The organism is Tsuneonella suprasediminis (assembly GCF_003605755.1).
GTDB classification, from domain to species: Bacteria; Pseudomonadota; Alphaproteobacteria; order Sphingomonadales; family Sphingomonadaceae; genus Tsuneonella; species Tsuneonella suprasediminis.
In genome coordinates this window covers 24,767-49,347 of the sequence record NZ_RAHJ01000004.1, presented here as the reverse complement: position 1 = coordinate 49,347, position 24,581 = coordinate 24,767, and the positions used below count along the sequence as shown (strand labels likewise).

The window sequence follows — 24,581 nt, the reverse complement described above, 5'->3', positions numbered from 1 at the left end:
CTATCGGCCCGGTCCGGCGCAGACTGTCAGGCAGGCACCCCGAACAGGTCGTGCGCGTCGGCGTCTTCGATTGTTACATCGATGATGTCGCCTGCCGCCAGCGTAGCGGGGACATTGCGCAGGAAGACCTGCCCGTCGATTTCGGGCGCATCGGCCTGGCTGCGGGCGGTGGCACCGATGTCGCCGTCTTCGTCGGGTTCACCCACTTCATCGACGATTACCGGCAGAGTGCGGCCCACTTTGGCGGCCAGTTTGGCGGCGCTGATCCGCTCGGTCACTTCCATCAACCGGGCATAGCGTTCTTCCTTCACCGCTTCGGGCACGGGATCGGGCAGATCGTTGGCTGCGGCCCCTTCGACCGGTTCGAAGCGGAATGCGCCCACCCGATCAAGCTGCGCCTCTTCCAGCCAGTCGAGCAGGTAGGTGAAATCCTCCTCCGTCTCGCCGGGGAAGCCGACGACGAAGCTGGAACGGATCGTCAGATCGGGCGCGATGGCGCGCCATGATTTGATGCGTTCGAGCACTTTGGCTTCGTTCGCGGGGCGCTTCATCGCCTTCAGCACTTTGGGGCTGGCATGCTGGAACGGAATGTCGAGATACGGCGTCAGCAGCCCTTCACCCATCAGCGGGATCATCGCATCGACATGGGGGTAGGGATAGACATAGTGCAGCCGCACCCATGGCGTGTGCCCGTCGGGCGTGCGCAACTGACCCAGTTCGCGGGCGAGGTCGGTCATATGCGCGCGCACCGGGTGGCCGTGCCACTGGCGTTCCTCGTGCCGGATATCGACGCCATAGGCGGAGGTATCCTGACTGATCACCAGCAGTTCTTTCGTGCCTGCCGCGACCAGCTTTTCCGCTTCGCGCAGCACCGCGTCGATCCGGCGGCTGGCCAGTTTCCCGCGCAATTGCGGGATAATGCAGAACGCGCACGAATGGTTGCAGCCTTCGGAGATTTTCAGATAGCTGTAATGGCGCGGGGTCAGCTTGATATCCGGCTGCGGCACCAGATCGACAAACGGCCCCTGCGATGGCGGGGCCGCTTCATGCACGGCATCGACCACCTGTTCATACTGATGCGCGCCGGTCACTGCCAGCACTTGCGGAAAACGGGCGCGGATCGTGTCCGCTTCTTCGCCCATGCAACCGGTTACGATCACTCTGCCGTTTTCCGCTATCGCTTCACCGATAGCCGCGAGGCTTTCTTCCTTCGCGCTGTCAAGGAAGCCGCAAGTGTTCACCAGCACGACATCGGCCCCGGCATAATCGGGACTCATCGCGTAGCCATCGGCCCGCAACTTTGTGAGGATACGTTCGGAATCGACCAGCGCCTTGGGGCAACCCAGGCTGACCATGCCGACGCGTTTCTGATCGGGGATCGCAATAGATGAAGTGGAATCAGACATTATGCCGCGCCCCCTACACCGATGCAGTCGAATGCGCTACTAGAGTGAATGTATAACAATAGCTAACCCGGGAAGATCGCATTGGGACCTGTCAACTGGTTCGCCGTAATCATTGCCGCTGTTACTGCCGGAGCGGTGAGCGCCGTGTGGTGGGGGCCGTTGTTCGGCCGCGCCCGAACGCGCGATATCAAGCCGGGCAAGGTTCTGCCCACCAAAGGTCCGTTGCCCAAAATGGTGCTGACCGGCGTGTTGTTGCTGATTACGTCAGCGATGATGGGGCATATGTTTGCCCGCGTGGGCGAAGCGACGCTGGCGGCTAAACCGTGGCTGTGGTTTATGATGAGCGGCGGGCTGGCGATTGCCTTCGTCATCCCCGCGCTGTGGATCAGTTACACCCACGCCCGCGTCACCACGCGCATTGCCCTGATCGATGCGGGATACTGGCTGGCCGCTTATCTGACGATGGGGCTGGTGTTTTTCCTGCTTAGCTAAGCGGAGAGGCGCAGACGAGCTCGCGCTCAACCGAATTCGTCAGCCGAATTCGTCTGTCGCTCTGATTTCCACCACCAGATCGCCTTCCTGCATGATGGCGGCCCCTGCTTCCCAGAACCCGATGCCCGCGCCATCGCGATAGAGCCGCAGGCCGCGCCCACCGGTGGCCAGATCGTTCAGCCCGCGCCCGATTTCTTCGGGCAAGACCTCTCGCTCGATCAGTTGCACGCGCCCGCCGACCGACGCGAGATCGGCCATGTAATCGGCAATATGCGAACCCTGCGCGCTGCCCGCCAGCAACAGGCCGGTGAAGCGCACTGGGTTGATGACGTTGTCGGCCCCGGCCTGCCGCGCCAGCAGTTCGTTGTCCGATGCACGCACGACCACGCTGATCGGCACATTGGGCGCAAGGTGGCGCACAGTCAGCACGATCAGGATCGAGGAATCGTCGCGCCCGGCGGATACCAGCACACTGCTGGCCCGGTGGATGCGCACAGCGACGAGGGTTTCATCGCGTGAGGCATCGCCTGCCATGACGTTACACCCCATCGCCTCGGCCACAGACAGCCGTTCCTCACTGGGATCGAGCACGACGATCGATTGCGGATCGGTGCCGCGTTCGATCAGTTCGCGCACCGCCTCCGACCCCGAAATGCCGAATCCGAGGACAACGACATGGTCGGTCAGCTTTTCCTGAATGCGGGCCATGCGCCATTTCTCCCAACTGCGCCGAATAACGAAATCGTAGGCGGCGCCCACGAAAATGAACAGAACCGCGAACCGGATCGGAGTGACGATCACCGCCTCCACCAGACGGGCGCGGTCGGATATCGGGGCGATATCTCCGAAACCGGTGGTCGTGATCGAAATCATCGTGAAATAGACCACGTCGAGGAACGAGACATGGCCATCGAGGTTATCGACCAGCCCGTCGCGATCCCACCAGTGGATCAGCACGACCATGCCCAGCAGGCCGAACGCCAGCCCCAGCCGGATGCCGAGATCGGCCCAGACCGGCACTTTCAGCGCGCGCCGCAAGGGTTGGAAACGGTTGCCCTTCAGATCGGGCACTTTGCCTGACTCTCGTGGCGGATCGTCCCGGTCGCTCATCGCGGCAATCTGGTGGCGGGGTCGACTGGCTTGCGGTTGTGCTGAATGCCGAAATGCAGCTCGGTCCGTTTGGCATCGCCGGAATGCCCGGCCAGCCCGATCCGTTCGCCGGTTTTGACAACATCGCCCATCTTCACGGTGATCCGCGCCAGATGCCCGTACACCGTGCGCCAGCCATTGCCGTGATCGAGCGTGACCATCCGGCCCATGCGCGGATCGTGGTGGCTGATGCCGATCACGCTGCCGCTGGCCGCGGCGCGCACCATGTCGAGCGGGTTGGCGGCGATATCGATCCCGTCATGCCCCTTGCCATCGGCGCGCACGGCATAGCCGAGCAGGATCGTGCCATCGTGGGGACGGCGGAAATACGGTTCTGTCGGGGTGGCCTGCGTTCTGGCCGGGGGCGTAACCATCGCCGGGATAATCAGTTTCTGCCCCAGCTTCACCGTGCCGCTATCGTCCAGCCCGTTGGCAATCGCGATCATCTGGAACGGAACGCCATAACGCCGTGCGATGCCATATCCCGTCTCGCCCGCCTTCACCGTATGCGTGCGCTGGCGCGGGATGGTCAGTTTTTGTCCGGCCTGAACCGAATAAGGCTCGGCCAGCCCGTTGGCGACAGCGATGGCGACCGCTTCCACCCCGGCGCGGTTGGCGATGCCGCTCAGCGTTTCGCCTTCCTGCACGACATGTTCGGTTTCGGTCGCCGGGTCGCCTGCGGCGGTCGCCAGCAGCAACGCTGCGCCGAGCAACAGCGGGCGGATGGCGTAGCGCATCATCCCTCGTACCGCTCCGCCAGAGCGCCGAGCGAGGAATGGTGCGTCAGGTCGAGCTGCAGCGGGGTCACCGCGATATAGCCATCGTCGATTGCTTCCAGATCCGTCCCATGGTCGAGCGTGTGTTCCATCGCTTCCAGTCCGAACCAGTAATACGGATAGCCGCGCGGGTCACGCCCTTCCACGACAGAGCCGCGCGAATAATCGTGAAACCCCTGACGGACCACGCGAATACCCTTCACTTTATCGGGGTGGAGCGCAGGGAAGTTGACATTGACCAGCGTGCGGCGGGGCAGGGGCGCATCCAGCAGCGGTTCCAGCACCCGTTTGCCCCATGCCCGCGCGGCCTCGAACGGCACGGCATCGGCCATCCCTTCGGTCGAATAGACCTGACTCAGCGCAATCGAGCGGACCCCGGCCAGCGCGCCTTCGATGGCGGCGGATACCGTGCCCGAATAGGTGACGTCGTCGCCCAGATTGGCCCCGCGGTTGACGCCCGACAGGATCACGTCTGGCTTCCCTTCCATCACTTTGCGCAGGCCCAGCGTGACCGAGTCGGTCGGCGTGCCCGATACCGAAAACCGCCGCTCGCCATGTTTGCGCAGGCGCACCGGGCGTGTCAGCGTGAGCGAGTGGCCCGCGCCCGACTGTTCCTCGCTCGGCGCGCAGATCCAGATGTCGTCGGAAATCTGGCGGGCGATTTCTTCCAGCACTGTCAGGCCGGGTGCGTGGATACCGTCGTCGTTGGTCAGGAGGATTTTCACAAGTCAGTCTTTCAATTGCAGGTGTGGGGACGCGCCGCTCTCAACACATGCGGATTACGTGGCGGGGACAAGCCGGTCGATGCCGCCCATCCACGGACGCAACGCATCGGGCACCACGACCGATCCGTCTTCCTGCTGATAGTTTTCCAGCACCGCGACCAGCGTGCGCCCGACTGCGAGGCCCGACCCGTTGAGAGTGTGGACGAAAGCGGGCTTTTTCTCCCCCGCCGGGCGATAGCGGGCATTCATCCGCCGCGCCTGAAAATCGCCGCACCAGCTGATGCTGCTGATTTCGCGATAGGCGCTCTGCCCCGGCAGCCAGACCTCCAGATCGAAAGTCTTTTTCGCGCCGAAGCCCATGTCGCCGGTGCACAGCAACATCTTGCGATAGGGCAGGTCCAGCGCCTCCAGCACCAGTTCCGCGCTGCGGACCATGTGATCGTGTTCGGCCTGCCAGTCGTCCGGGCGGCAGACGCAGACCAGCTCGACTTTGTCGAACTGATGCTGGCGAATATAGCCGCGCGTATCCTTGCCCGCCGCGCCCGCTTCGGAACGGAAGCACGGGGTTAGCGCGGTCATCCGCAGCGGAGCGGACAAGTCTTCGATAATCTGTTCGCGCACTGCGTTGGTCAGGCTGACTTCGGCGGTGGGGATCAGCCAGCGATCATCGGTCGTGCGGAACAAATCCTCTGCAAATTTAGGCAGTTGCCCGGTGCCGAACATCGCCTCGTCCTTCACCAGCAGCGGCGGGGCGCATTCGGTATAGCCACGTTCGCCGGTCTGCCGGTCGAGCATGAATTGCGCGATGGCGCGTTGCAGGCGGGCCATCTGCCCGCGCAGGAACGTGAACCGCGCCCCCGAAATCGCCGCGCCGGTTTCGAAATCCATCCCCAGCGCCGGGCCGAGATCGGCATGTTCCTGAGGCGTAAAGGAGAATTCGCGCGGCGTGCCCCAGCGCGATACTTCGACATTATCCGCTTCGTCCGCCCCTTCGGGCACGTCGTCGGCGGGCAGGTTGGGCAGGCTGGCGAGCAGGTCGTTCTGTTCGGCCGTCAGCGCGCGTTCCTGTTCCTCCAGCGCGGGCAGATCGGTTTTGATCCGCGCGACTTCGGCCTTCAACGCTTCTGCCTTGTCCTTGTCGCCTGCGCCCATCGCCGCGCCGATGGCTTTCGACGCGTCGTTGCGGCGGCTGAGCAGTTCCTGCGCCTGCGTCGAAACGGCGCGCCGTTTTTCGTCGAGCGCCAGTATGTTAGCGGATTGCGCGGCAGCTCCACGGCGGGCGAGGGCGGCGTCGAAACCTTCGGGATTGTCCCGGATCAGGCGAATATCATGCATGGTCGCGCCTATGCCCCAGCACCGCGCGGGGTGCAATGCGCGGGTGGCGGGTTTGATGCGTAGTCACGAAATTTGGGCTTGCAGAATCGAAAGCGCGATGCGGAACCGCCTGTTTCAGTGCGACGTTCCCAGCGCCCGGGCGGTGCCCCTATTAGGAAAGCCGACTGCAGAGGTGCCTTTATGTGGAAATCTAAAGTATTACCAATATAATTAGAGTCATACACTATTAAAGATAACGAATTATATTCTATTTTAACAGAATGTAAAAATGAAAAATGACATAAATATTATAGATTATCTGTTTCGTTAATCTGAGGTACATGTTGAAATAGTCACCGGCGCGCTCATGAATTGGGGGCGACTTATGAGATGCGGCGGCTGCGCCGGTCGGATTGCTGTGCTGGCATCTCTGTCGCTCACCGCGTCTCAGGCGCTGGCGCAGGATGTATCCCCTTCCACACAGGAACAGGCGCGCATTCGTGCCGAGCGCGAGGCTGCCGAGCGCGCTGTCAGGGAGAACGCGCCCAACGCCAGACTGGAAGGGCAGGAAGCGCCCTCTCTTGGCGCTTTTCCTGAAGAAAGCCCTTGCTTCACTATTCACGCGATTGCGGTGGATGGGGTGGCCGCACGTAAGTTGCGCTGGGTTCCGGGATATCTGGATCGGTTTCGCGGACGCTGTGCGGGGCAACAGGGTCTCAACTACATTCTGAAGAGCCTGCAGGCCGCGTTTCTCGACAGGGCGTTGGTAACGACGCGCGCCGGATTGCCGGAGCAAGATCTGGCTTCGGGGACGCTGCACGTGGTGGTTATCCCGGGCGTCGTCAGCGCAGTGCGTACAAATGGCAGGGACCGGCACTTTTCGTGGGATGTGGCCTCCCCCTTGCACAAAGGCGACATAGTCAATCTGCGCGGAATTGAGCAGGGGCTGGAACAGCTCCGTCGTGTGCCGTCCCGCGAGGTCCGCGTCGATCTGGTGCCGGGAAAGGGTCCGGGCGAGACAATCCTCGATGTAACGCTGCCGGACAGGTTGCCTGTTTCGGGATCGGTATCAGTCAACAACTTCGCCGGCGCTACAGTGGGTCGCTGGCAGGGATCGGTACAAGTCTCCGCGCTCGATTTGCTGGGCGCTTCGGAAGTGTTCAACTTGTCCTACAACCGGCGGATCGAGGCGCCGGGCCTGCCTGCGGACAGCAAGGGAAGCGGGGCTTCGCTGTCGTTTCCAATGGGCTGGTGGACTTTCGGGGCATCGGCCTCGAGTAACCGTTATGGCCAGACGGTGGTTGGCGAAGTCACGGATTTTGCCACGCGCGGCAAGCTCGATGCGATGAGTGTCTGGGCGGAGCGGGTCATTCACCGCGACCGCACGTCCAAGACCGCCTTGCGCCTGGCCCTGTCGCGGCGCTGGGCGCACAACTTCATCAACGATATCGAGATCGGCATCCAGCGCCAGAACCTGGCCGATCTGGAGATCGGCATCAACGATCGCCGCGAACTGGGGCCTGTGCATCTCGACAGCGCACTGGCTCTGCGCGCCGGGATCAAGTTCCTGGGTGCCCAGAGCGAAGTTGCAGACCGGCCCGCTGCCTTGCCCACCGCGCGCTACCGCATCGTAACGGCGGATCTGGGCATTTCGGTTCCATTTGGCAGTGGCCCGATCGAAGGCTGGCGAGCCACTGCTCATGGCCAGTGGAGCGCTCGCAACCTTTATGGATCGGACCTGATTTCAGTAGGTGGCCCCTATTCGGTACGCGGTTTCGATAGCGACACCGCAGAGATTGGCCGGACAGGCTGGTTTGTCCGGCAGGAACTGGGCTTCAAGGTGACCGGCCAGTTCAGACCCTATGCCCTGTTCGATATGGGCGCGGTCGAGAATGGCCAGGGGCTGCGCGCTGGCGCTGGCGGCGGTCTCCGGGTCCGGCGCGGGGTATTTTCACTCGATGTCTTCGCGGCACTTCCGGTCATCGGCCGCCAGATCGCCAACATACACAAGGTCCGCCTCGGTTTGAGCGCGGCTGTGGGATTTTGATTATGAACTTCGCCAGCAGGCTCAAAAAAGAGATGAGTGAAGGTATCGTCAGGGCAGTTCTTGAACATGCCGGCTACCGCGTAACCGACTTCGGTATCGAAAAGGCAGTGCCCTGTTTCAACTGCCTTGCGGGAAACGACAATCCGGCACCACTCCTTCCAACAGCGCTGGCCACCCGCAACAAACCGCAGCACGCGTGGTACGATGTCAGAAAAAACTCCGGCGCGGAGGCGCTTTGGCGTCGGCTGTTGCCGCTGTACGAAGTATTCCCGCAACTTCGCGAAGAGGATTGCCGCGACAATTTACGCGCGGCGATCAGGGCGATCAGCGGAATTCTCGACCAACCGGCGGCATCGCTGGAGGGGGAAGCGGCATGACCGGGGCCTTTCCCCCTGTTCGTCGCCAACGCCATTGGCAGATTTCTGCATCGCTGTGCGTCATAGCAAACCAGTTGCTGCGCGCCACGCTTTCCGGCGCACTCCTGACTGGCAGCGTAGTGGCAAGTGCCCAGGATGCAGCTATCGTTCCGATCCCCGATCAGCCTGCTACCACTACGCCGAGCCTGGACATGGCAGCGAATGGCACGCCGGTCGTCAAAATCGCCACGCCTGCGAACGGCACGAGCTACAATCGCTATCAGGACTTCAACGTCGATGCGCGCGGGCTGATCCTTAACAACTCGGACAAGATCGTCACCACCAGCCTTGCCGGCTATATCGACGGCAATGCCAACCTCAAGACCTCCGGGCCAGCTTCGCTGATCGTTAACGAGGTGGCAGGCGCGGCCCCCTCTAACCTTGTCGGCTATATCGAGATCGCAGGATCAAAGGCAGATCTGGTGCTGGCCAATCCTTATGGGATCACCTGTCGGGGCTGCGGCTTTCTCAATGCCGCGTCCGTGGCGCTGGCGGCAGCAAGTCCGGTGCGTGGCAGCGACGGTTCGCTCAGCAGCTACCATATCACTGACGGTACGCTGACGGTCAACGGGCATGGGCTCGATGCCTCGCGCGCTCGGCTCGACCTGTTCGCCCGCGCGATCGTACTTAACGGCGGCGTTTGGGCAGATAGCATCAACGCCAGCTTTGGGGCAGGCGATGCCCGCAGCGGTACACGCGAGATCGTCGTCACAGCTCAATCGGCAGCGCAGGCCGACCAACCCGCATTCGGGCTCGATGTTGCGGGACTGGGCGGTATGTATGCCCGCTCCATTCGCCTGATCGGCACCGAAGCCGGGCTTGGCGTCAATGTCGATGGCAGCATCGCCGGGCTCGAACGAGGTGTTTCGCTGTCTGCCGATGGGCGGATTGCTATTGCCGGTACGCTCACCAGCACGGGGGGCGGCATTATCAAGACCGCGGCCAATCTCGCCGCTAGCGGTCAGCTCTACACCGATGGGCAACTGGCGATCACCAGCGCCAGCGTGACCGGCGATGGGCTTATCGCGAGCGGCAGCAACCTGTCGATCAGCAGCGGCAGCGTGACCGGCGCCGCAACCATCGCCGCGGGGCTCGCCCGCGATGGTTCGCTCAGTCAGACGGGCAATCTTGCACTGACGAGCAGCGGCACGATTGGGCTGGACGGCGAGGTCATGGCACATGACACAATTACGCTCAGTGCAGCAGCGATTGATCTGACTGGCCGCGTACAGGGTTCCGGCCTGATCGCTACGGCGGCCAGCATTGGTGTGACCGGCGATGTACGCAGCAGCGGAGTTCTGGACCTCTCTGCAAGCGGCAGGTTGACCAGTCATGGTCTCATTCAGGGCCAGACCGTTACCCTGCAGAGCGCCAGCCTCGACAACGCCAATGGTGTGATTGATGCTGGCGCCAGCCTCGCCGTGCAAACCGGAGCGACCCTAAACGTCTCCGGGCTGATCCAGTCGGCAGGCGGGTTGATGCTGTCGGGCAGCAGCCTGACCAACGACGACGGCAAGGTGTTGGCGCTGGGCAACGATACGTTGCAGCTCGGTGTCAGTGGGGTGCTCGCTAATACGAACGGCCAGATCGCGACCAATGGCGCGCTCACGCTTACTGCCGCCAGCCTCGACAACACGGACGGGCAGATCACCGCTGGCAACAGCGGAGAGCTCGCGCTCAAAGACAATCTCGTCAACGATGGCGGGCAGATTGCCTCTGGTCTTGGCCTTGCCCTTACGGCAGGAACGGTATCGAACGCGGGTGGCACGATCGAGACAACGGGCCTGCTCGATACGAGACTGGACTCGCTGGGTGGCGATGGAGGCCGGGTCGTGGCGACCGGCACCGCTGCTGCGCTTAACTTCGATGCGACCGGCAACCTGACTGGCTCTAATGCGCTGATCGGCTCCGCGGGTAGCACCACCGTTGCCGCAGGCTCGGTGATGCTGGGCACAGGCAGCCGTTTGACCGGTGCCAATACCCTCACGGTTACGGCACGAAGCGGCGACCTGGCGCTGGGCGGCGGTTCGGCGGATGGCGGAACGCTAACCCTTACGTCCACTCAGGGGGCCGTCTCGACCGGAACCGGCGGGCAGATCGTGACGCCAGGCACGCTAACGCTCAGTGGCCAGAGTGTCGATCTGTCGGGCGGAACGGTTCAGGGGCAGACCGTCACGCTCGCGGCCTCTACGTTCGGCAACCTCGGTGGCAACTTCAACGCGCTCGGCAATGCCAGCCTGAGTGTCAGTGGTCTGCTCGACAATACGGCCGGTCAAATCTTTGCTGGCAATGACCTGATCCTGGACGCAGGCGCTCTCGCGAACAGTCGTGGCCGGATTGCACATGCCGGTGCGGGAACCCTGCGGGGTGCCATCGAAGGCGGAACAGACAACAGCGATGGCGAGATCGTCTCGAACGGAACGCTTGCCCTTACTGCAAAGACTCTCATCAACGACCGGGGGCTGATCGCTTCCGCCTTGGGCGGGACGCTGACGGCCAGCCAGACGCTCTCGAATCTTGCCGGCACGATCCAGGCGGACAAGGCCTTGACGATCAACGCTTCCAGTCTGGGAAATGACGGCGGTCATATCGACAGTACGGATGCGCTCGATCTCACGGCGGCTTCGGTCGCTAACGGGTCGGGCACAATCGTCGCGCGTGGTGGTACAGGGCTGTCGATTGGTGCTCTTGCCGGGCAGACTCTGGTTCTGACCAACGGCACCGGCACCATTGGCGCGTCAGGCGATGTTGTGATCACCGCGTCGAGCGTCATCAATCAGGGGTTGGTGCAGGGCACTTCGATCTCGCTCGATGCGAGCGTACTCGCCAACGGCGGCACTATCTATGGCGACACACTTGGCATTCGCGCTGCCACACTGACCAACACCGGCGGTCAGGTGGGAGCTACGGGCGCTGCCGCGGTCGTGGCCAGTTCCAGCCTCGACAATCGTTCGGGACAGATCGTCGCGGGTTCGACCGGCCTCACGCTGACTACCGCGTCGCTGCTGAACGATGCTGGCGTACTTGCCGGCGATGGCATGGTGACGCTGCTGGCGGCCAGCACTGAAAATGGCACAGGCCAGATTGCCGCCGGAAGCGATCTGATGGTAAGCGGTGGTATCCTGAGCACCACGGCAGGCGGGGCTCTGTGGGCGGCACAGGATACGACGCTGAACCTTACGGGCGGCCTTGCCAACCGTGGCAGCATCGGTGCAGCGCGGGATCTGGTTGTCCGCACCACCGTGCTCGACAATGGCACGGGAGCTGCTGCCGGTACGCTGGCGGCCACCCATCTGCTCGACATTGCGATGAGCGGCGGCACCCTTGGCAAGCTGGTTGCCTCCGATACGCTGACTCTCGCGCTTGCAGGCGATTACGTCAATGCGGCGGGCGAAATGCTGGGCAGCCAGGGCGTGTTTAATCTGTCGGTTGGCGGCAACTTCACCAATGATGGCATAATCGAAGCCGGCACCGGGCTGGAGCTGACCGGGGGCGCTGCGATCGCCAACAGCGCAAGCGGCAGCATCGCGGCCCCCGCTTTGACGATCAGCGCCGCAGAGGAGTTCGATAATCGAGGGTTGATCAACGGCCAGTCGGTGAGGTTGTCCGGGCAAAGCGTTAGCAACGAAGCGGCGATCTTCGGGGATACCGTTGCGATCAGTGGCCAGCAATCGATCCTCAATCAGGGTGCGCCGGCGATCATCGCCACGCGTTCGCTGATGCTGTCACTGGCGAGCGCGGGCGCAATCACCAACCGTGATGGAGCCTGGCTCTACAGCCTGGGCGATATTGCGCTGACCGGGCCTGACGGGGCGGGATCGGCGGCCTCGTTCACCAATGCGTCGGGCATGGTTCAGGCGCAGGGCGACATTCTCCTCAACGCCAAGACCGTCACCAACAATCGCGCGCTGTTCACTACACAAGAGAGCGTGCTCAGCGCGACCCCGCGTCAGATCATCAACAACCTAAACAAGCGCAACCGCACCGTTCTCGACTATACTGAGACGGTCACCGACACGACGATCACAGCCGACAGCGGCGCCTCGACGATCGTGGGAAACAACATCACGATCAATGCCGCAACGCTGCTCAACGATATTTCGACAATCAGCGCGTCGGGCAACCTCGCGCTCGGAGCGACAAACGTCACCAACAGCGCCTTTACCGGCTATCATACAGTTACCGGCACGGGCACCCTGCTGACGCAGAGCCGCAGTTGCCCCATAACCGGCTGCAAGAGCTGGCAGACTAATTCGACCACACCGTACTCCAGCGTCGATGCAAAGAGCTTGTTCGCGATCCCCTCGGTTATCGCAGCAGGCGGGGCGCTGGCGATCGATGCACGCACCATCGACAATCTGGTTACCGGCCAGACTGGCGGCAACCCCGGCGATTATGCCGCCCACTCCGAAGCCGTTACCGCCACCGCCCTGCCGGACACTGCCGGGCCCACCAGGGTCAGCGGCGGTTCACTGGCCAGTGTCGGCGCGGCGCTCGCCGCCGCCACGCCAGCCACAGTCACGGGACAGGCGGCAGGTACGCCCGGCAGCCTGACGCTCAATCTGAGCGGGCTGTTCCATTACGCCGATCCCTCGGCAAACTTTCTGGTCGAGACTAACCCGGCCTTCACCAACTACGGCAACTTCCTCTCCACCGACTATTTTATCGATCGGCTCGGCTATGATCCGACCCGCGTTCAGCGTCGGCTTGGCGATGCGTTCTATGAACAGCAACTGATCTCCGATCAACTGGTAGCTGTTGCCGGTGTCCAGCGGCTTGCGGGCTTTTCCGATAGCGAAGTCCAATACCGCTCGCTGATGGATGCGGGCGTGGCCTATATGCAGCGTTTCGGGCTGGCGCTGGGCGTCGGCCTCTCGGCCGAGCAGATGGCGACGCTTACTACCGACATCGTCCTTCTGGTCGAAGTGACGGTCGAGACGCCTTCGGGCCCGCAAAAGGTGCTGGCGCCCCGGGTCTACCTGAGCAGTGTCCACCAGCAGGATCTGACCACGGGCGGGGCGATCATCGCGGGCAGCGACATTGCGCTGCGCTCTGCCGATGCGCTCACTAACGCCGGGGTTATCCGCGCTTCCGTTGAATCGACAATTAGGGCGGGCACGATCGCCAACACCGGCCGCCTCGATCTGGGCGCGCACGGTGTGGCAGCTGCGAGCGATGATCTTACGAGCCGTGGCGGGGTGATCACTGGCGGCGATGTCATGCTTGCAGCGGGCGGCAACCTCACTCTGGAGGCGGCCGCGACCACGGCAACGGTGGCAACGGCCTATCGGGCTGCGGCATCGCATCAGGGCATGTCGCTGACGAAGACGGCCAGCAATATAGGCAGCCAGGTCACTGCGGGCGGCAATCTGACGCTGATATCTGGGCGCAAAGTCACGATCACCGGATCGGATCTTGCTGCCGGTGGCAACCTGACCACCTCTGGCCAGGATGGCATTGTGATCGGGTCGGCGGTGGACAGCATGTCGGGCATGAGCGTGGGCCGCGAGGGCAAGGCGCTGTTCACGCAAAACGAGAACAAGCAGACCCATCGGCTTTCCACACTCTCGGCAGGCGGCAATACCGCGCTCGTGACCGCAGGGCAGCTCAGCATCAAGGGTGGCGCCGTTGACGCAGGCGGCGCGCTCGATGTGCAGGCGGGCAGCATTGCCGTCGAAGGGGTAACCGACAGCGCCAGCGTCACCCGCGACACAGTAACCAGAACCGGTGGCCTGCTGTCCTCGACCACGACCACAACCCATTATGCCGGAACCGGTCAGACCGTTGTCTCCTCGACACTGTCGGGCGATATCGTCAACCTTACCAGCACTGGTGACACCCGCATCCTTGGCTCGAATGCCGTTGCATCAAACGGCCTCACCATTACTGCAGGCGGCACCGTCGAAATCGGCACCATGACCGAGACAGGCACGGTGAGCCAGTCGTTCGAGATCAAGAAGAGCGGCCTGTCTCTGGACAGTGGCGGACTGTTTGCTGGTGTCGCCAGGACAAAGAGCGCCACCGATACCAGCCAGGTCACAAACGTGGGCTCGCTCGTCGGTAGCGAGAACGGCGATGTTTCCATCGTTTCGGGCGACAAACTCTCCGTTACAGGCAGCACGGTCGCTGGCGGCGCCGACGTGCTGCTGGCAGGCAAATCGATCGATATCGCCAATGCAGTCGATACCAGCGATACCTCCAGCACGACCAGATCATCCAGCTTTGGGCTCTCGGTCGGGGTGTCGAGCCCGATCCTCTCCGGCGTGACGGCAGCGGCCGACATGGCACAGGTCGCCACCTCGATCGGCAACGAACGCACTCAGGCGGTTGCCGCGCTCGCAGGCGGACTGGGCGCCTACAACGCCTATGGGGCCGCATCGAAGATCGGTTCAGTCTCGGATATTAAGAACGCCGGCCAGGTAGCCGTCACGCTCGGGTTCTCCTCGAGCAAGTCGGCCAGTGCAACCAGCGACGAGACGGTCGTCGGCAGCCTGGTGACCGGCAACAACGTGATGCTTCTCGCCAATGGTGCGGATGCGGGCTCTATCATCGATATCACCGGTTCCGCTGTCAGGGCTGCGAAGAACCTCACGGTGGCGGCAGAAGGCGATATCGCGCTGGCCGCCGCCGCCGCCCATGCCAGTGAGAGCGGCACTTCGAAAAGCTCCGGCGCCAGCATCGGGATGTCGATTTCCGCGGGAGGGATCGGAGCGACCGCCAGTGTCAGTGGCGGGCATGGCAACTATTCGGGCTCTTCGACGACGTATACCGATGCGGCGGCTTCCGCAGGCAATATTGCAAGTGTGACGACCCCGCGCGCGCTTGGCCTGACCGGAGGGCAGCTTTCAGCGAGCCAGGTGAAGGTCGATGTTGGCAATCTCGGCATTGTCAGCCTCCAGGATACCTCGACCCACAACGCGAAAAGTTCCGGCTTCGGGCTCTCGGTCAGCGTCCCGATCGCCGGCGCGGGAAGCGCAGCGATCTCAGGCAACCTGTCCTCGTCGGACCAGCAAGGCACATTCGCCAGCGTCGGGGAGGACAAGCAGGCAGGAATTTACGCCGGATCGGGCGGGTTCGCTGTACACGTCAGCGGCAATACCAGCCTTGTCGGCGGGGTGATCGCCAGCACTGCCGATATCGGCAGCAACAGTCTCACCACCGGCACGCTGACCTCCAGCGACATCCAGAATCGCGAGCGGTACTCCGCACGCGAGATTTCGCTGGGTAGCGGCATTACGTTCGGGCAAGCCAGCAATGTAGGGCAGGGCAATGGCGGCAAGGTGGAGACGCCCGCCAGCACGAGCGGCAGTGCGCTGCCGGGGCTGTCTGTTGCCGGGCTTGGCACGATATCGGCCAGCCCACCTGTCGCCATGAGCGCGCATGGCGATCAATCGGGCACGACCCACAGTGCGCTTGCGCCGGGGGCGATCGTGATTACCAGCGGCGATGCGAAGAGCGGGGCGGTGGCCGCCGGCATCAGCCGCGATACAGCCGGGGTCAATGATGGCGCGCTGGCGCAGCAGTTCACCGATGCCAGGCGCGAGGAGATCGCGCTGGGCTTTGAGGCCGCGCGCACTCTCTCGCGGGAAACCGCTGCCTTCCTCGCCAATCGAGCGACGGACGACGCGGAATGGCGGGTGGAAAATCCTGATGAAGATCCCGCGACCAGCCCGTTTGCCATCTGGGGTGCGGGCGGTGCTGGCAATATCGTCCTGACCGCGCTGAACGGGGCGGCGAGCAGCAATGTGGCCGGCTCTGCGGGCGGTCTGGTCCAGGCGAGCGCGGTCAACGTTCTGCAGAGCCTTGCGACAAGCGAGGTGAAGGACATTGCCGACGATCTGAACAGCGAGGAAGCGCGCTTTGCGCTTCAGGGCATAGTTGGCTGTGCAGGCGCAGCGGCGGGCGGTGCGGGCGATTGCGGTTCGGCGGCGATGGGGGCTGCGACGAGCGTGGTGCTCAACAACCTGCTCGATGGTCTGGGCGCACCCAGGGATGAGGACCTTAACCACGACGGCGCGATCGACACGGCAGACGAGAGGCTGAGCCTCGCAGACCAGCAGGCGCGCACCAATCTGGTAGCCACGCTGGTCACCGCCATTGCCGAAGGGGCCGGGCTGGAAGCCACCAGCGCCAACTATGCCGCCCGGATCGAGACGCAGAATAACGCCGAGCGCACAGCCGCGGGTAATCATGTCGAGAGAGTGACTCGTGCCATTCCTGAGGGGTATGGCCTCGATGAACTTTATGGGAAGAGCGCCGAATTTCAGACGCTTCTGGATGAAGTGGCCGAAGGCACCGGCCTTACAGCCGATCAGCTTATCGAGAATTACAACGCATGGTCCGCATGCATCGGCGCTGAGCCCGAAGTCTGTTCCGTAGAACACAACGAGTTCTACGACGCATTTGGCCAGTTGTACGGCGCCTATATTGATGCCGGGCTTGAGCAAGACAGAATCGACAATGCGCTGTGCGCAGGCGATGCGTCTCTTGTTTGCGGGATCCAGCGGTCCAATGCATTCCTGAATTCGCCGGATGGCACGCGGTTCAAGGGGGCACTGGAAGCTGCAAGCGGCACGGCTGCTGTCTTTTTCAGCTTCACCGGGGGGCTCGCAAGCTGCGCGGAAACGGTTGGCGCTGGATGTGCCGCCGGAGCTGCCGGGGTACTGGCTGGCGCTGATCAGGCCGTAACAGGCACCCGAAAGCTGTTCACGGGAAAAGAGGTTCTGTCGTTCGGGGTTACGGGCCTGATGCAAGCGGGCATGAGCCGCGAGGATGCCGAGCTCACCTATTTTGCCGCTACCGCTGGCATCGCCATTGCCGAGGGCGGCGTCGGGCTGCTGCCGAAAGCGGGCAAGGCAGATAATGCCGCCGCACTCGTCGATGACCTGCTCGACGCAGGAGCAGATGCTGCTAACGCCTCAAAGGGAGCAGACGATGTTCCGAACACGGGTAAAAGACCGTCTTGGCGGCAGTCTGAGGAGGATGTTCTGGACGAAACGGGTGGGGTCGGTCAGCAATCCTATAAGGACGGTGATTCTGTGCTGAACGGGACCAAGGGAAGTATCCGAGTTGACTGTGTTGCCGACAATTGCGCGATAGAAGTTAAAAACTACGATCTGTCGAGAAGCGGCGGCCAGAGTTCTCTCATCCGGGACGCTTCGAATTCGATCAACAGGCAGACGGACAACATCACCCCAGGCATGAATCAGGAGTTGAGGATCGATATCCGAGGCCAAAATGTGACTGATGTACAAAAGGATGCTATTGTTGACGGGATTATGGATCGGACAAACCTTACTCCCCGTGACATACAGTTTTTGGAGTAAACATGACCCGGAACCGCCCCAGCGACCTTGTTGATCAGAGACGGAATTCCTTTGGGCTGGTATTCCCAAACCACTCGTTCATGCTCGGAACGAAGGGGGATGTAGAGACATTTTTTCTGCTCCTGAACGACCTGATATCCGAAGGGGTTCTGGAGGATTGCTACCCGACCATTTCGCATGATCTATATCGGACTCTGGTGAATGGGTATAACCTTGAGCGCTTTAAGAAGGAGGCTTCCGAACTCAAGGAGGCATTTTCCGCACTCAGTTCCGACCGCGTTGCGTGGGATCGGTATCCGTTCAACCGGGAAGAGGGGGCGTTTGACTATCAGCATCGCCGTATTGATCCCGCCAAACCCACGCTTCTGGATGTCTTCGAGAAGTTTTTTGCCGGGTTTGAAAAGGCTCCGTTTTGGGTTGAAAAATATCTTGCTAAAGGAATGAAGGATTTTCCAAGAATTGTAGTTTCACCTACAGAGATCAGAACAGACAGAAAGTTTCGGAAATTTACGGATGCGGAGTTTCTGGAGGCATCGGCTGATCCCCTTTGGCTAAGAGAGCCTGCCTGAATCGCGCTACTCCCCTCACTGTCCGCCTTCGTCCTTCATTTCTGCGTAATTTGGCATGTGTAACGCGCACTGCTTTAACCCATCGTTTGCGCTGACGATTTGTCCTTTGGCGGTTCGGCGGCGATGGGGGCTGCGACGAGCGTGGTGCTCAACAACCTGCTCGATGGTCTGGGCGCACCCAGGGATGAGGACCTTAACCACGACGGCGCGATCGACACGGCAGACGAGAGGCTGAGCCTCGCAGACCAGCAGGCGCGCACCAATCTGGTAGCCACGCTGGTCACCGCCATTGCCGAAGGGGCCGGGCTGGATGCCACCAGCGCCAACCATTCCGCCCGGATCGAGACGCAGAATAATGCGAACGTCGTCAGCAACGGCAAAACCATCATTCAGGTTGCCGAAGAAGGCGGCGTTTCGATCGAAGAGTTCAAGGCGGGCTGGCCGGATGCGTGGAATGAAGCTCTGGGCCTGTTTGGCGGCAATGAAGAAGCACTCATTGCCCACCTGCGCAATCCGGAAGGGCAATCGCTGGAGGAGGCCGGAGATGCCTACATGGCCGCGCAGATCGAAATGGCTGCTGGCGGTGACTCTGCTATGTTGCAGAAATTACAGGATAAGTATGCCAGTGGAACATTAAGCGGCGCACAGATTGCGGAGATGGCCGAAGCTGGCCGGCAGCTCTATCTTGAAAATGCAATTGCCAACGCTGCCGGTCCGGCAGTCACCGGCGAAGTCATCGTGAAAGAGATGATTGCTGCCGGTCTGGTGTCACCCAATGCGGCACAGCTTCCGTTTGCTGAATTTGCGGCGAACTATTCCGGGCCGCTGGGCCAGTATGTCATGAGCAGCGGCAAGCGTCCGAATGCGCCGGCCATTGTCGGTATGATAGCAGGCGGCGTTCTGGCCATGGGTGCCAGTCACCTGATCCCGGATCTGCCGGAACCTGTGCAGGAGACTTTTCCGGCGTATCCGCCTGATAGCAAAGCGGGAATTGAGGCCTATCCCGACCAGAGCGAGGAAGTCTGGGAATATGGGCAGCTGCCCGGCCTTCTCCCCGAACCAGCCTTGTCGCCACCGCCGGTTACGCCCATGCCCGACGCACAGCCCCCACTGCCCGGATATGGCGAGGGTGCGGATGTTCCCACTGGACCCGATGTGCTGGCGAATGATAATGCCGGAAATAGTGGACGTTTCCGTGGGGTAACAGCAAGAAACGCCGATGAAGCTCAGTTCCTTAGAAATGCAGAGGCTACATTCGGAGATAGTTCGACATGGACAAATGTAACTCGTCATCGCGGGGAATTGGTCGTCCAACGCTCGGATATCGAGCTGAGTTCTCAGAACATCACCAGAATGAGAAATGGTCAGGCACCATTTGTCCGGAACGCTAGCGGCGATTGGGAGCCTTTGCAGCTGCACCATGTGGGCCGAGAAACGGGTCAGATGATAGAGGTTACACGGTCTCAAAACCGCTACAATCCGACGACTGGCGGCCCGCTTCATATTCTCGGTCCAGGTAGCCCGATCCGGCAGCCTAACTACTCGCAATCCTACTGGCAGGAACGCTACCAAGGATTTGTCAACTCCGGGCAGATCACTGAGTGAGGTGAGTTGATGACTATGAATCAGAAATTTGAAGATATGTGTGCCAGAGGTGAGGTTTTTGGTTCAATTCCTGAAGATGTGATCATTGCAGCAGAGACCGAGCTAAAAGTCAGCTTCCCGCAGCAGTACCGAGACTTTCTGCGGAGGTTCGGCTCTGGTTTGATTGGAGGTCTCGAAATCTATGGCTTGCCCGATCCTAAAAAGAACAATCCGCCACTCTGGCAAGATGTGGTAAAAGTAACAAAGCAGTTGAGGGAGTGGGCGCAGTCTGGCTCTGAGAACCCGGCATACGTGCCGATCACCGAAGATGGCACTGGGGTCTTCTTTTTTCTAGATACGGCGGTGTCACCCAACACTAAAATCATAGCAATAGGTCCAGGTGTAAACCGAATGGTGTCGTCTGACTTTTTTGCCTTCTGCGTTGATCTGTCAGAGGGTCGTCTCCAACTTTGATCACGGAAGTAGACCGTCAAATATGACAAGCGCCGCTACAAACGCCACAATCGCATGAAGATCATGTTCGGGCGTCTCAAGGACTGGAGACGCGTCGCAACCCGCTACGATCGCTGCCCGGACGCCTTTTCTCCGCCGCCGCTCTCGCCGCAGCCATCATCTTCTGGCTCTGATCAATGCGTCCTGGTCGTGGGCGCAGCGGGCTGGGAGACAACAGGGAGGCGGTCAGTCACCAGCCCGAAATGGATGCACTACCCGCCTGATTTGGCGATAATCGATTTGCAGGCTATCGAGCGAACTGTCGCAGGCGTCCGACTTTGCACTGTCGGGTGAGTGGCGATCCGAGCGGATTGTAATCTGCATTATTGAGCGGCGTTGCGTTTTTATATGTCTGAAAATAAAGATAAATCTGTAAATATTTCGGGCATCAACCGGCGAGAATTGCTCGGCGGACTGGCGACAGTGACCGCTGTGGCCGGGATCGGTATCGATGCACCGGTTCAGGCAAAGGCATCACGGAAATCCGCAGATGGAAATTTGCGCGACGCGATCGATACAGTGGTCGTGATCTATGCAGAAAACCGCAGCTTTAACAATCTGTTCGCGGGCTTTCCCGGGCTCGAACAGCCGCTCGACACAGTGGCGCCAGAGCGTTTCCGTCAGCGGGATCGCGATGGCACCGTTTTGCCTCACCTTCCCCCGGTATGGGAAGGGCTGGTGCCGGTGAAGCAGGTGGTGCAACACCGGGAGTTTCTGATCGGGCCGGATGATCTGCCGCAACTGCCTAACGCTCCGTTCGCTCTGAAAACGCCGGATGGCGACCCGCTTCCGCACGGAATTATCACACGCGATCTGATACATAGCTTCTACAACAACCAGTTGCAGATCAACGGCGGTCGCAACGATGGCTTTGTCGCGTGGGGCGATAGCGGCGCGCTGGTGATGGGCCACTATGGCGACGGCAGCGCAAATTTGCGTATCTGGCAGATCGCGCGCGAATTTGCCTTGTGTGACAACTTCTTCATGGGCGCATTTGGCGGGTCGTTTCTCAATCATCAGTATTTGATATCGGCCACCGCCCCGTTTTATCCCAATGCGGACGAGAGCCCGGCGAAGGGCAAGATTGTGAAATTCGATCCGGCCTTTCCGGGGCAGCTTCGTCCTCTGGTCCGGCCTGGTACGGCCGCCAGTGCACTGGAGGGGCCGCTCCGGTTTCAACCGGATTCTATCTCCCCCGATTTCCGCGCGGTGAACACGATGCTGCCGCCATATATGCCCGGTTATCAACCAGATCCCGATAAACCAGGCTATGCGCTGGCAAGCAGCCCGCTGACTTTGCCGCCGCAAAGCCATGCGACGATTGGCGACCGGTTGAGCGCGGCCGGGGTTAGCTGGGCGTGGTATGCCGGGGGGTGGTCGGCGGCGCTCGATGGCGATGCGAAAAGCAAGGAATTCCCGTGGAGCCCGAACTTTCAGCCGCATCATCAGCCATTTAACTACTTCATTCGGTTCGCGCCCGGAACGCCGGAGCGCGCGCGTCATCTGCGCGATGGCGGGCTGGGTGAAACGGCGCGGACCAACCGGTTTCTGGCCGATGCCGAGGAGGGCAAGCTGCCTGCGGTTAGCTTCTATAAGCCTCAGGGAAACCTCAATATGCACGCCGGATATTCGGACGTCGATGCGGGCGACCGGCATCTGGCGGGCGTGATCGACGTGCTTCGCAAGTCACCGCAATGGGATCGGATGCTGGTGGTTATCACTTTCGACGAAAACGGTGGCTGGTGGGATCATGTCGCCCCTCCGAAGGGGGATCGCTGGGGGCCGGGCACTCGCATTCCGGCCCTGATCGTGTCGCCCCATGCCAAGCGTGGCCATGTCGATCATACGATCTATGATACTGGTTCTATTGCACGTTTTCTGGTTCGGCGGTTCGGGCTGGAAACGCTGCCGGGCCTTGTCGAGCGGGAGAAAGCCATGATTGCCGCAGGCGGTCCGCCGCCAGGCGACCTGACCGGGTCGCTGACGCTTTAACGAGGCGCTTTGACAGGATGTTTGACACTAAATGTTGGTCATAATATTCTGATAATAAGGGCTAAATGATAGCTTTTATCAGAATGTTGTGCAGACTTGTCTTTATACTGCATGTTCAAGGGGCATTCAGGCACCGAATCTCACTGATGGCAGCATAATTGCTGCAAAAAGGGGGAGATCGTTTGAAAATTTCCAAAATTATCGTCGCTGCCGGCGCCGCCATGCTGATCGCGCAGCCTGCGCTGGCGGTTGATCCGACCAACCACAACACGACCCGCAGCAACAAGGCCAGCGGGATTATCGCCAACGGCGGTTCGGGCGATTCGACCGGCGACACTGTCGATGCGAAAAATGTGCCCGCCGCGAAGGAGGCCGCCAAACAGGTCGCCCCCGCCAGCGAAACCAACGCCGATCATGCCAAGCACCACAAGGTGAAAGCCCACGGCAAAGCCGCCCCGGCACCCGCTGCCCAGCCGGATGCGGCAACCGGCGATACCGCTGCGCCGAAGTAACCCGCAGTAAACGGCTCGCGTCAGGCGGGCGGGCCGTGCCGCATGGGCTTGCCCCGATGGCTCTGGCAGGCCCGCTCTCGCGCCAACCTGCTCATCGCGGTGCATGACGGCACGCCACCGCTTGCCGATTGCCGCCCCTGTCCCCTAAACCGCGCGGCTGACAGGGAACGAGAGCCGCATGACCAAGCTGATTATCCAGATCCCGGCCTATAACGAGGCCGATCACCTGCCCGAAACGATCGCTTGCCTGCCGCGCACGATCCCCGGCATCGACACCGTCGAATATCTGGTGATCGACGACGGCAGCAGCGATGGCACATCCGATGTCGCGCGCAAGCTGGGGGTGCACCATATCGTGCGCCACCGCCGCAATCGCGGGCTGGCGGCGGCATTCCGCAGCGGGATAGAGGCGGCGCTGGCTGCCGGGGCGGATATCGTCGTCAACACCGATGCCGATAACCAGTACGAAGGGGCCGATATCCCCGCGCTGGTGCAACCGATTCTGGATGGCCGCGCCGATGTCGTGATCGGGGATCGCGGGGTCGGCAACAATGCCCACTTCGGCCCGGTGAAGCGCCTGCTGCAACGGCTCGGCAGCGCGACCGTGCGGCGGCTGTCGCGGGTGGAAGTGGACGACGCGGTCAGCGGGTTCCGCGCGATGAGCCGCGAAGCGGCGGGGCGGATCTACGTCACCACCGAATTTTCCTACACCACCGAAATGCTGATTCAGGCCGGGCGCAAACGAATGGCGGTGACATCGGTGCCGGTGCGGACCAACGGCCCGATCCGCCCGTCGCGCCTGTTCAGTTCGATCCCGCAGTTCATCGTCAACACCGGCACCACTATCATGCGTGCCTATGCCCAGTATTACGCGTTGAAAGTGTTTGCCTTTATCGGCGCGCTGCTGGGCGTGATCGGGGCGATCCCGGTGCTGCGCTTCCTCTATTTCTACATCGACGGGCAGGGCGACGGACACCTGCAATCGCTGGTGCTGGGGGTCGGCCTGCTGGTACTGGGCTTCCTGTGCGTGATGCTGGGCATTCTGGCCGATCTGGTAAGCGCCAACCGCAAACTGCTGGAACAGCTATCCAACCGCGTGCGGCGGATCGAGGACGATCTGAAGCGTTAGGGGTGGGGCGCGCTCTTCGTCATTGCGGATGCCGCGGAGCAATCCGTGGGGCGGACGGTGTTGCCCATCGCGGCGGTTGTGAGTGGGGGCAAGGGCGGTCGATGGATTGCCACGTCGCCTGCGGCTCCTCGCAATGACGAGGAAGGGTGAAGGCACGTTCTCGCTGGGGGGTTTCGCACCCACCTCTCTGTTCGTCATTGCGAGCGGAGTGAAGCAATCCATGGACTGACGGTGCTACTCATCGCGGCGGTCGTGGCGGGGGCGAGGGCGGTTGATGGATTGCCACGTCGCCTTGCGGCTCCTCGCAATGACGAGGGGGGATACGGGTGATGGTATTGGCCAACCATTGGCAGTGCGTCCATTAACCCCGAACCAAACCTACTCCGTGCCTTCGCGTCTTCGTGTGATACACTGTCGCCCGACGGTTCCGCCCATCGCGGCGTTTGTGAGTGGGGGCAAGGGTGGCCCATGGATTGCCGCGTCGCTGCGCTCCTCGCAATGACGAGGGGGGAGATGGGCGGTGGTATTGGCCAACCATTGGCAGTGCGGCCATTAGCCCCGAACCAAACCTGCTCCGTGCCTTTGCGTCTTCGTGTGACAAGGTTCCACCCGACGGTTTCGCCCATCGCGG

Annotated in this window: 15 protein-coding genes and 1 pseudogene; 11 read left to right on the top strand and 5 right to left on the bottom strand. The window is 61.6% G+C overall.

The features are described 5' to 3' along the window. Positions 1 to 26: 26 nt before the first annotated feature. A complete protein-coding gene (gene rimO, locus D6858_RS01725) occupies positions 27 to 1,406 on the bottom strand; it encodes a 30S ribosomal protein S12 methylthiotransferase RimO (RefSeq protein WP_120106616.1) in 1,380 nt (459 codons plus the stop codon). A gap of 81 nt (positions 1,407 to 1,487) precedes the next feature. Between rimO and D6858_RS01720 the strand changes: the two genes are divergently transcribed. Then, positions 1,488 to 1,898: a DUF1761 domain-containing protein gene (locus D6858_RS01720; RefSeq protein ID WP_120106614.1), complete on the top strand. Its 411-nt coding sequence runs from the start codon at positions 1,488 to 1,490 to the stop codon at positions 1,896 to 1,898. 39 nt (positions 1,899 to 1,937) lie between these two features. Here the strand turns inward: D6858_RS01720 and D6858_RS01715 are convergent, their stop codons facing one another. From D6858_RS01715 to serS, 4 genes are read right to left on the bottom strand one after another with little or no spacing between them, the layout of a single operon-like run. After that, positions 1,938 to 3,008 (bottom strand): potassium channel family protein, encoded by a 1,071-nt coding sequence (locus D6858_RS01715; protein WP_120106612.1) that lies wholly within the window; start codon positions 3,006 to 3,008, stop codon positions 1,938 to 1,940. Beyond that, positions 3,005 to 3,787, bottom strand: a complete 783-nt coding sequence (locus D6858_RS01710) for a M23 family metallopeptidase (RefSeq protein ID WP_120106610.1) — start codon at positions 3,785 to 3,787, stop codon at positions 3,005 to 3,007. Before D6858_RS01710 ends, D6858_RS01715 begins: the two co-directional genes overlap by 4 nt. Next, positions 3,784 to 4,548, bottom strand: coding sequence for a 5'/3'-nucleotidase SurE (gene surE, locus D6858_RS01705; protein WP_120106608.1), 765 nt, complete (start codon positions 4,546 to 4,548; stop codon positions 3,784 to 3,786). The genes D6858_RS01710 and surE overlap by 4 nt, the downstream gene beginning before the upstream one ends. A gap of 54 nt (positions 4,549 to 4,602) precedes the next feature. Continuing rightward, positions 4,603 to 5,883 (bottom strand): serine--tRNA ligase, encoded by a 1,281-nt coding sequence (gene serS / locus D6858_RS01700; RefSeq protein WP_120106605.1) that lies wholly within the window; start codon positions 5,881 to 5,883, stop codon positions 4,603 to 4,605. Between the two features lie 364 nt (positions 5,884 to 6,247). Here serS and D6858_RS01695 point away from each other — a divergent pair, with 364 nt between their 5' ends. From D6858_RS01695 to D6858_RS01650, 10 genes and pseudogenes are all read left to right on the top strand, one after another. Beyond that, positions 6,248 to 7,909 (top strand): ShlB/FhaC/HecB family hemolysin secretion/activation protein, encoded by a 1,662-nt coding sequence (locus D6858_RS01695; protein WP_165859597.1) that lies wholly within the window; start codon positions 6,248 to 6,250, stop codon positions 7,907 to 7,909. 2 nt (positions 7,910 to 7,911) lie between these two features. Beyond that, entirely contained in the window at positions 7,912 to 8,286 is a 375-nt protein-coding gene (locus D6858_RS01690) for a hypothetical protein (protein WP_120106600.1), read from the top strand. Continuing rightward, positions 8,283 to 17,651 carry a two-partner secretion domain-containing protein gene (locus D6858_RS01685; RefSeq protein WP_120106598.1) on the top strand — a complete coding sequence of 3,123 codons (9,369 nt, stop codon included), beginning with the start codon at positions 8,283 to 8,285 and terminating at the stop codon, positions 17,649 to 17,651. Before D6858_RS01690 ends, D6858_RS01685 begins: the two co-directional genes overlap by 4 nt. A gap of 2 nt (positions 17,652 to 17,653) precedes the next feature. Then, on the top strand, positions 17,654 to 18,220 hold the full coding sequence (locus D6858_RS01680) for a hypothetical protein (RefSeq protein WP_120106596.1): 567 nt from the start codon (positions 17,654 to 17,656) through the stop codon (positions 18,218 to 18,220). Between the two features lie 144 nt (positions 18,221 to 18,364). After that, entirely contained in the window at positions 18,365 to 19,825 is a 1,461-nt protein-coding gene (locus D6858_RS01675) for an HNH/ENDO VII family nuclease (RefSeq protein WP_165859596.1), read from the top strand. A gap of 15 nt (positions 19,826 to 19,840) precedes the next feature. Beyond that, complete coding sequence (locus D6858_RS01670) at positions 19,841 to 20,278, top strand: SMI1/KNR4 family protein (protein ID WP_165859595.1); 438 nt, start codon at positions 19,841 to 19,843, stop codon at positions 20,276 to 20,278. Positions 20,279 to 20,293: 15 nt separating this feature from the next. Next, positions 20,294 to 20,451 (top strand): annotated as a pseudogene (locus D6858_RS01665) (IS5/IS1182 family transposase); the annotation flags it as partial. A 214-nt stretch (positions 20,452 to 20,665) separates the two neighbouring features. Further along, positions 20,666 to 22,309 (top strand): acid phosphatase, encoded by a 1,644-nt coding sequence (acpA, locus tag D6858_RS01660; RefSeq protein ID WP_120106590.1) that lies wholly within the window; start codon positions 20,666 to 20,668, stop codon positions 22,307 to 22,309. Between the two features lie 182 nt (positions 22,310 to 22,491). Further along, the gene (locus tag D6858_RS01655) at positions 22,492 to 22,821 is read left to right on the top strand and encodes a hypothetical protein (RefSeq protein ID WP_133305215.1); all 330 of its coding nucleotides are present in this window, start codon (positions 22,492 to 22,494) and stop codon (positions 22,819 to 22,821) included. A 178-nt stretch (positions 22,822 to 22,999) separates the two neighbouring features. Next, positions 23,000 to 23,950, top strand: coding sequence for a glycosyltransferase family 2 protein (locus D6858_RS01650; protein WP_120106585.1), 951 nt, complete (start codon positions 23,000 to 23,002; stop codon positions 23,948 to 23,950). Positions 23,951 to 24,581: the final 631 nt, after the last annotated feature.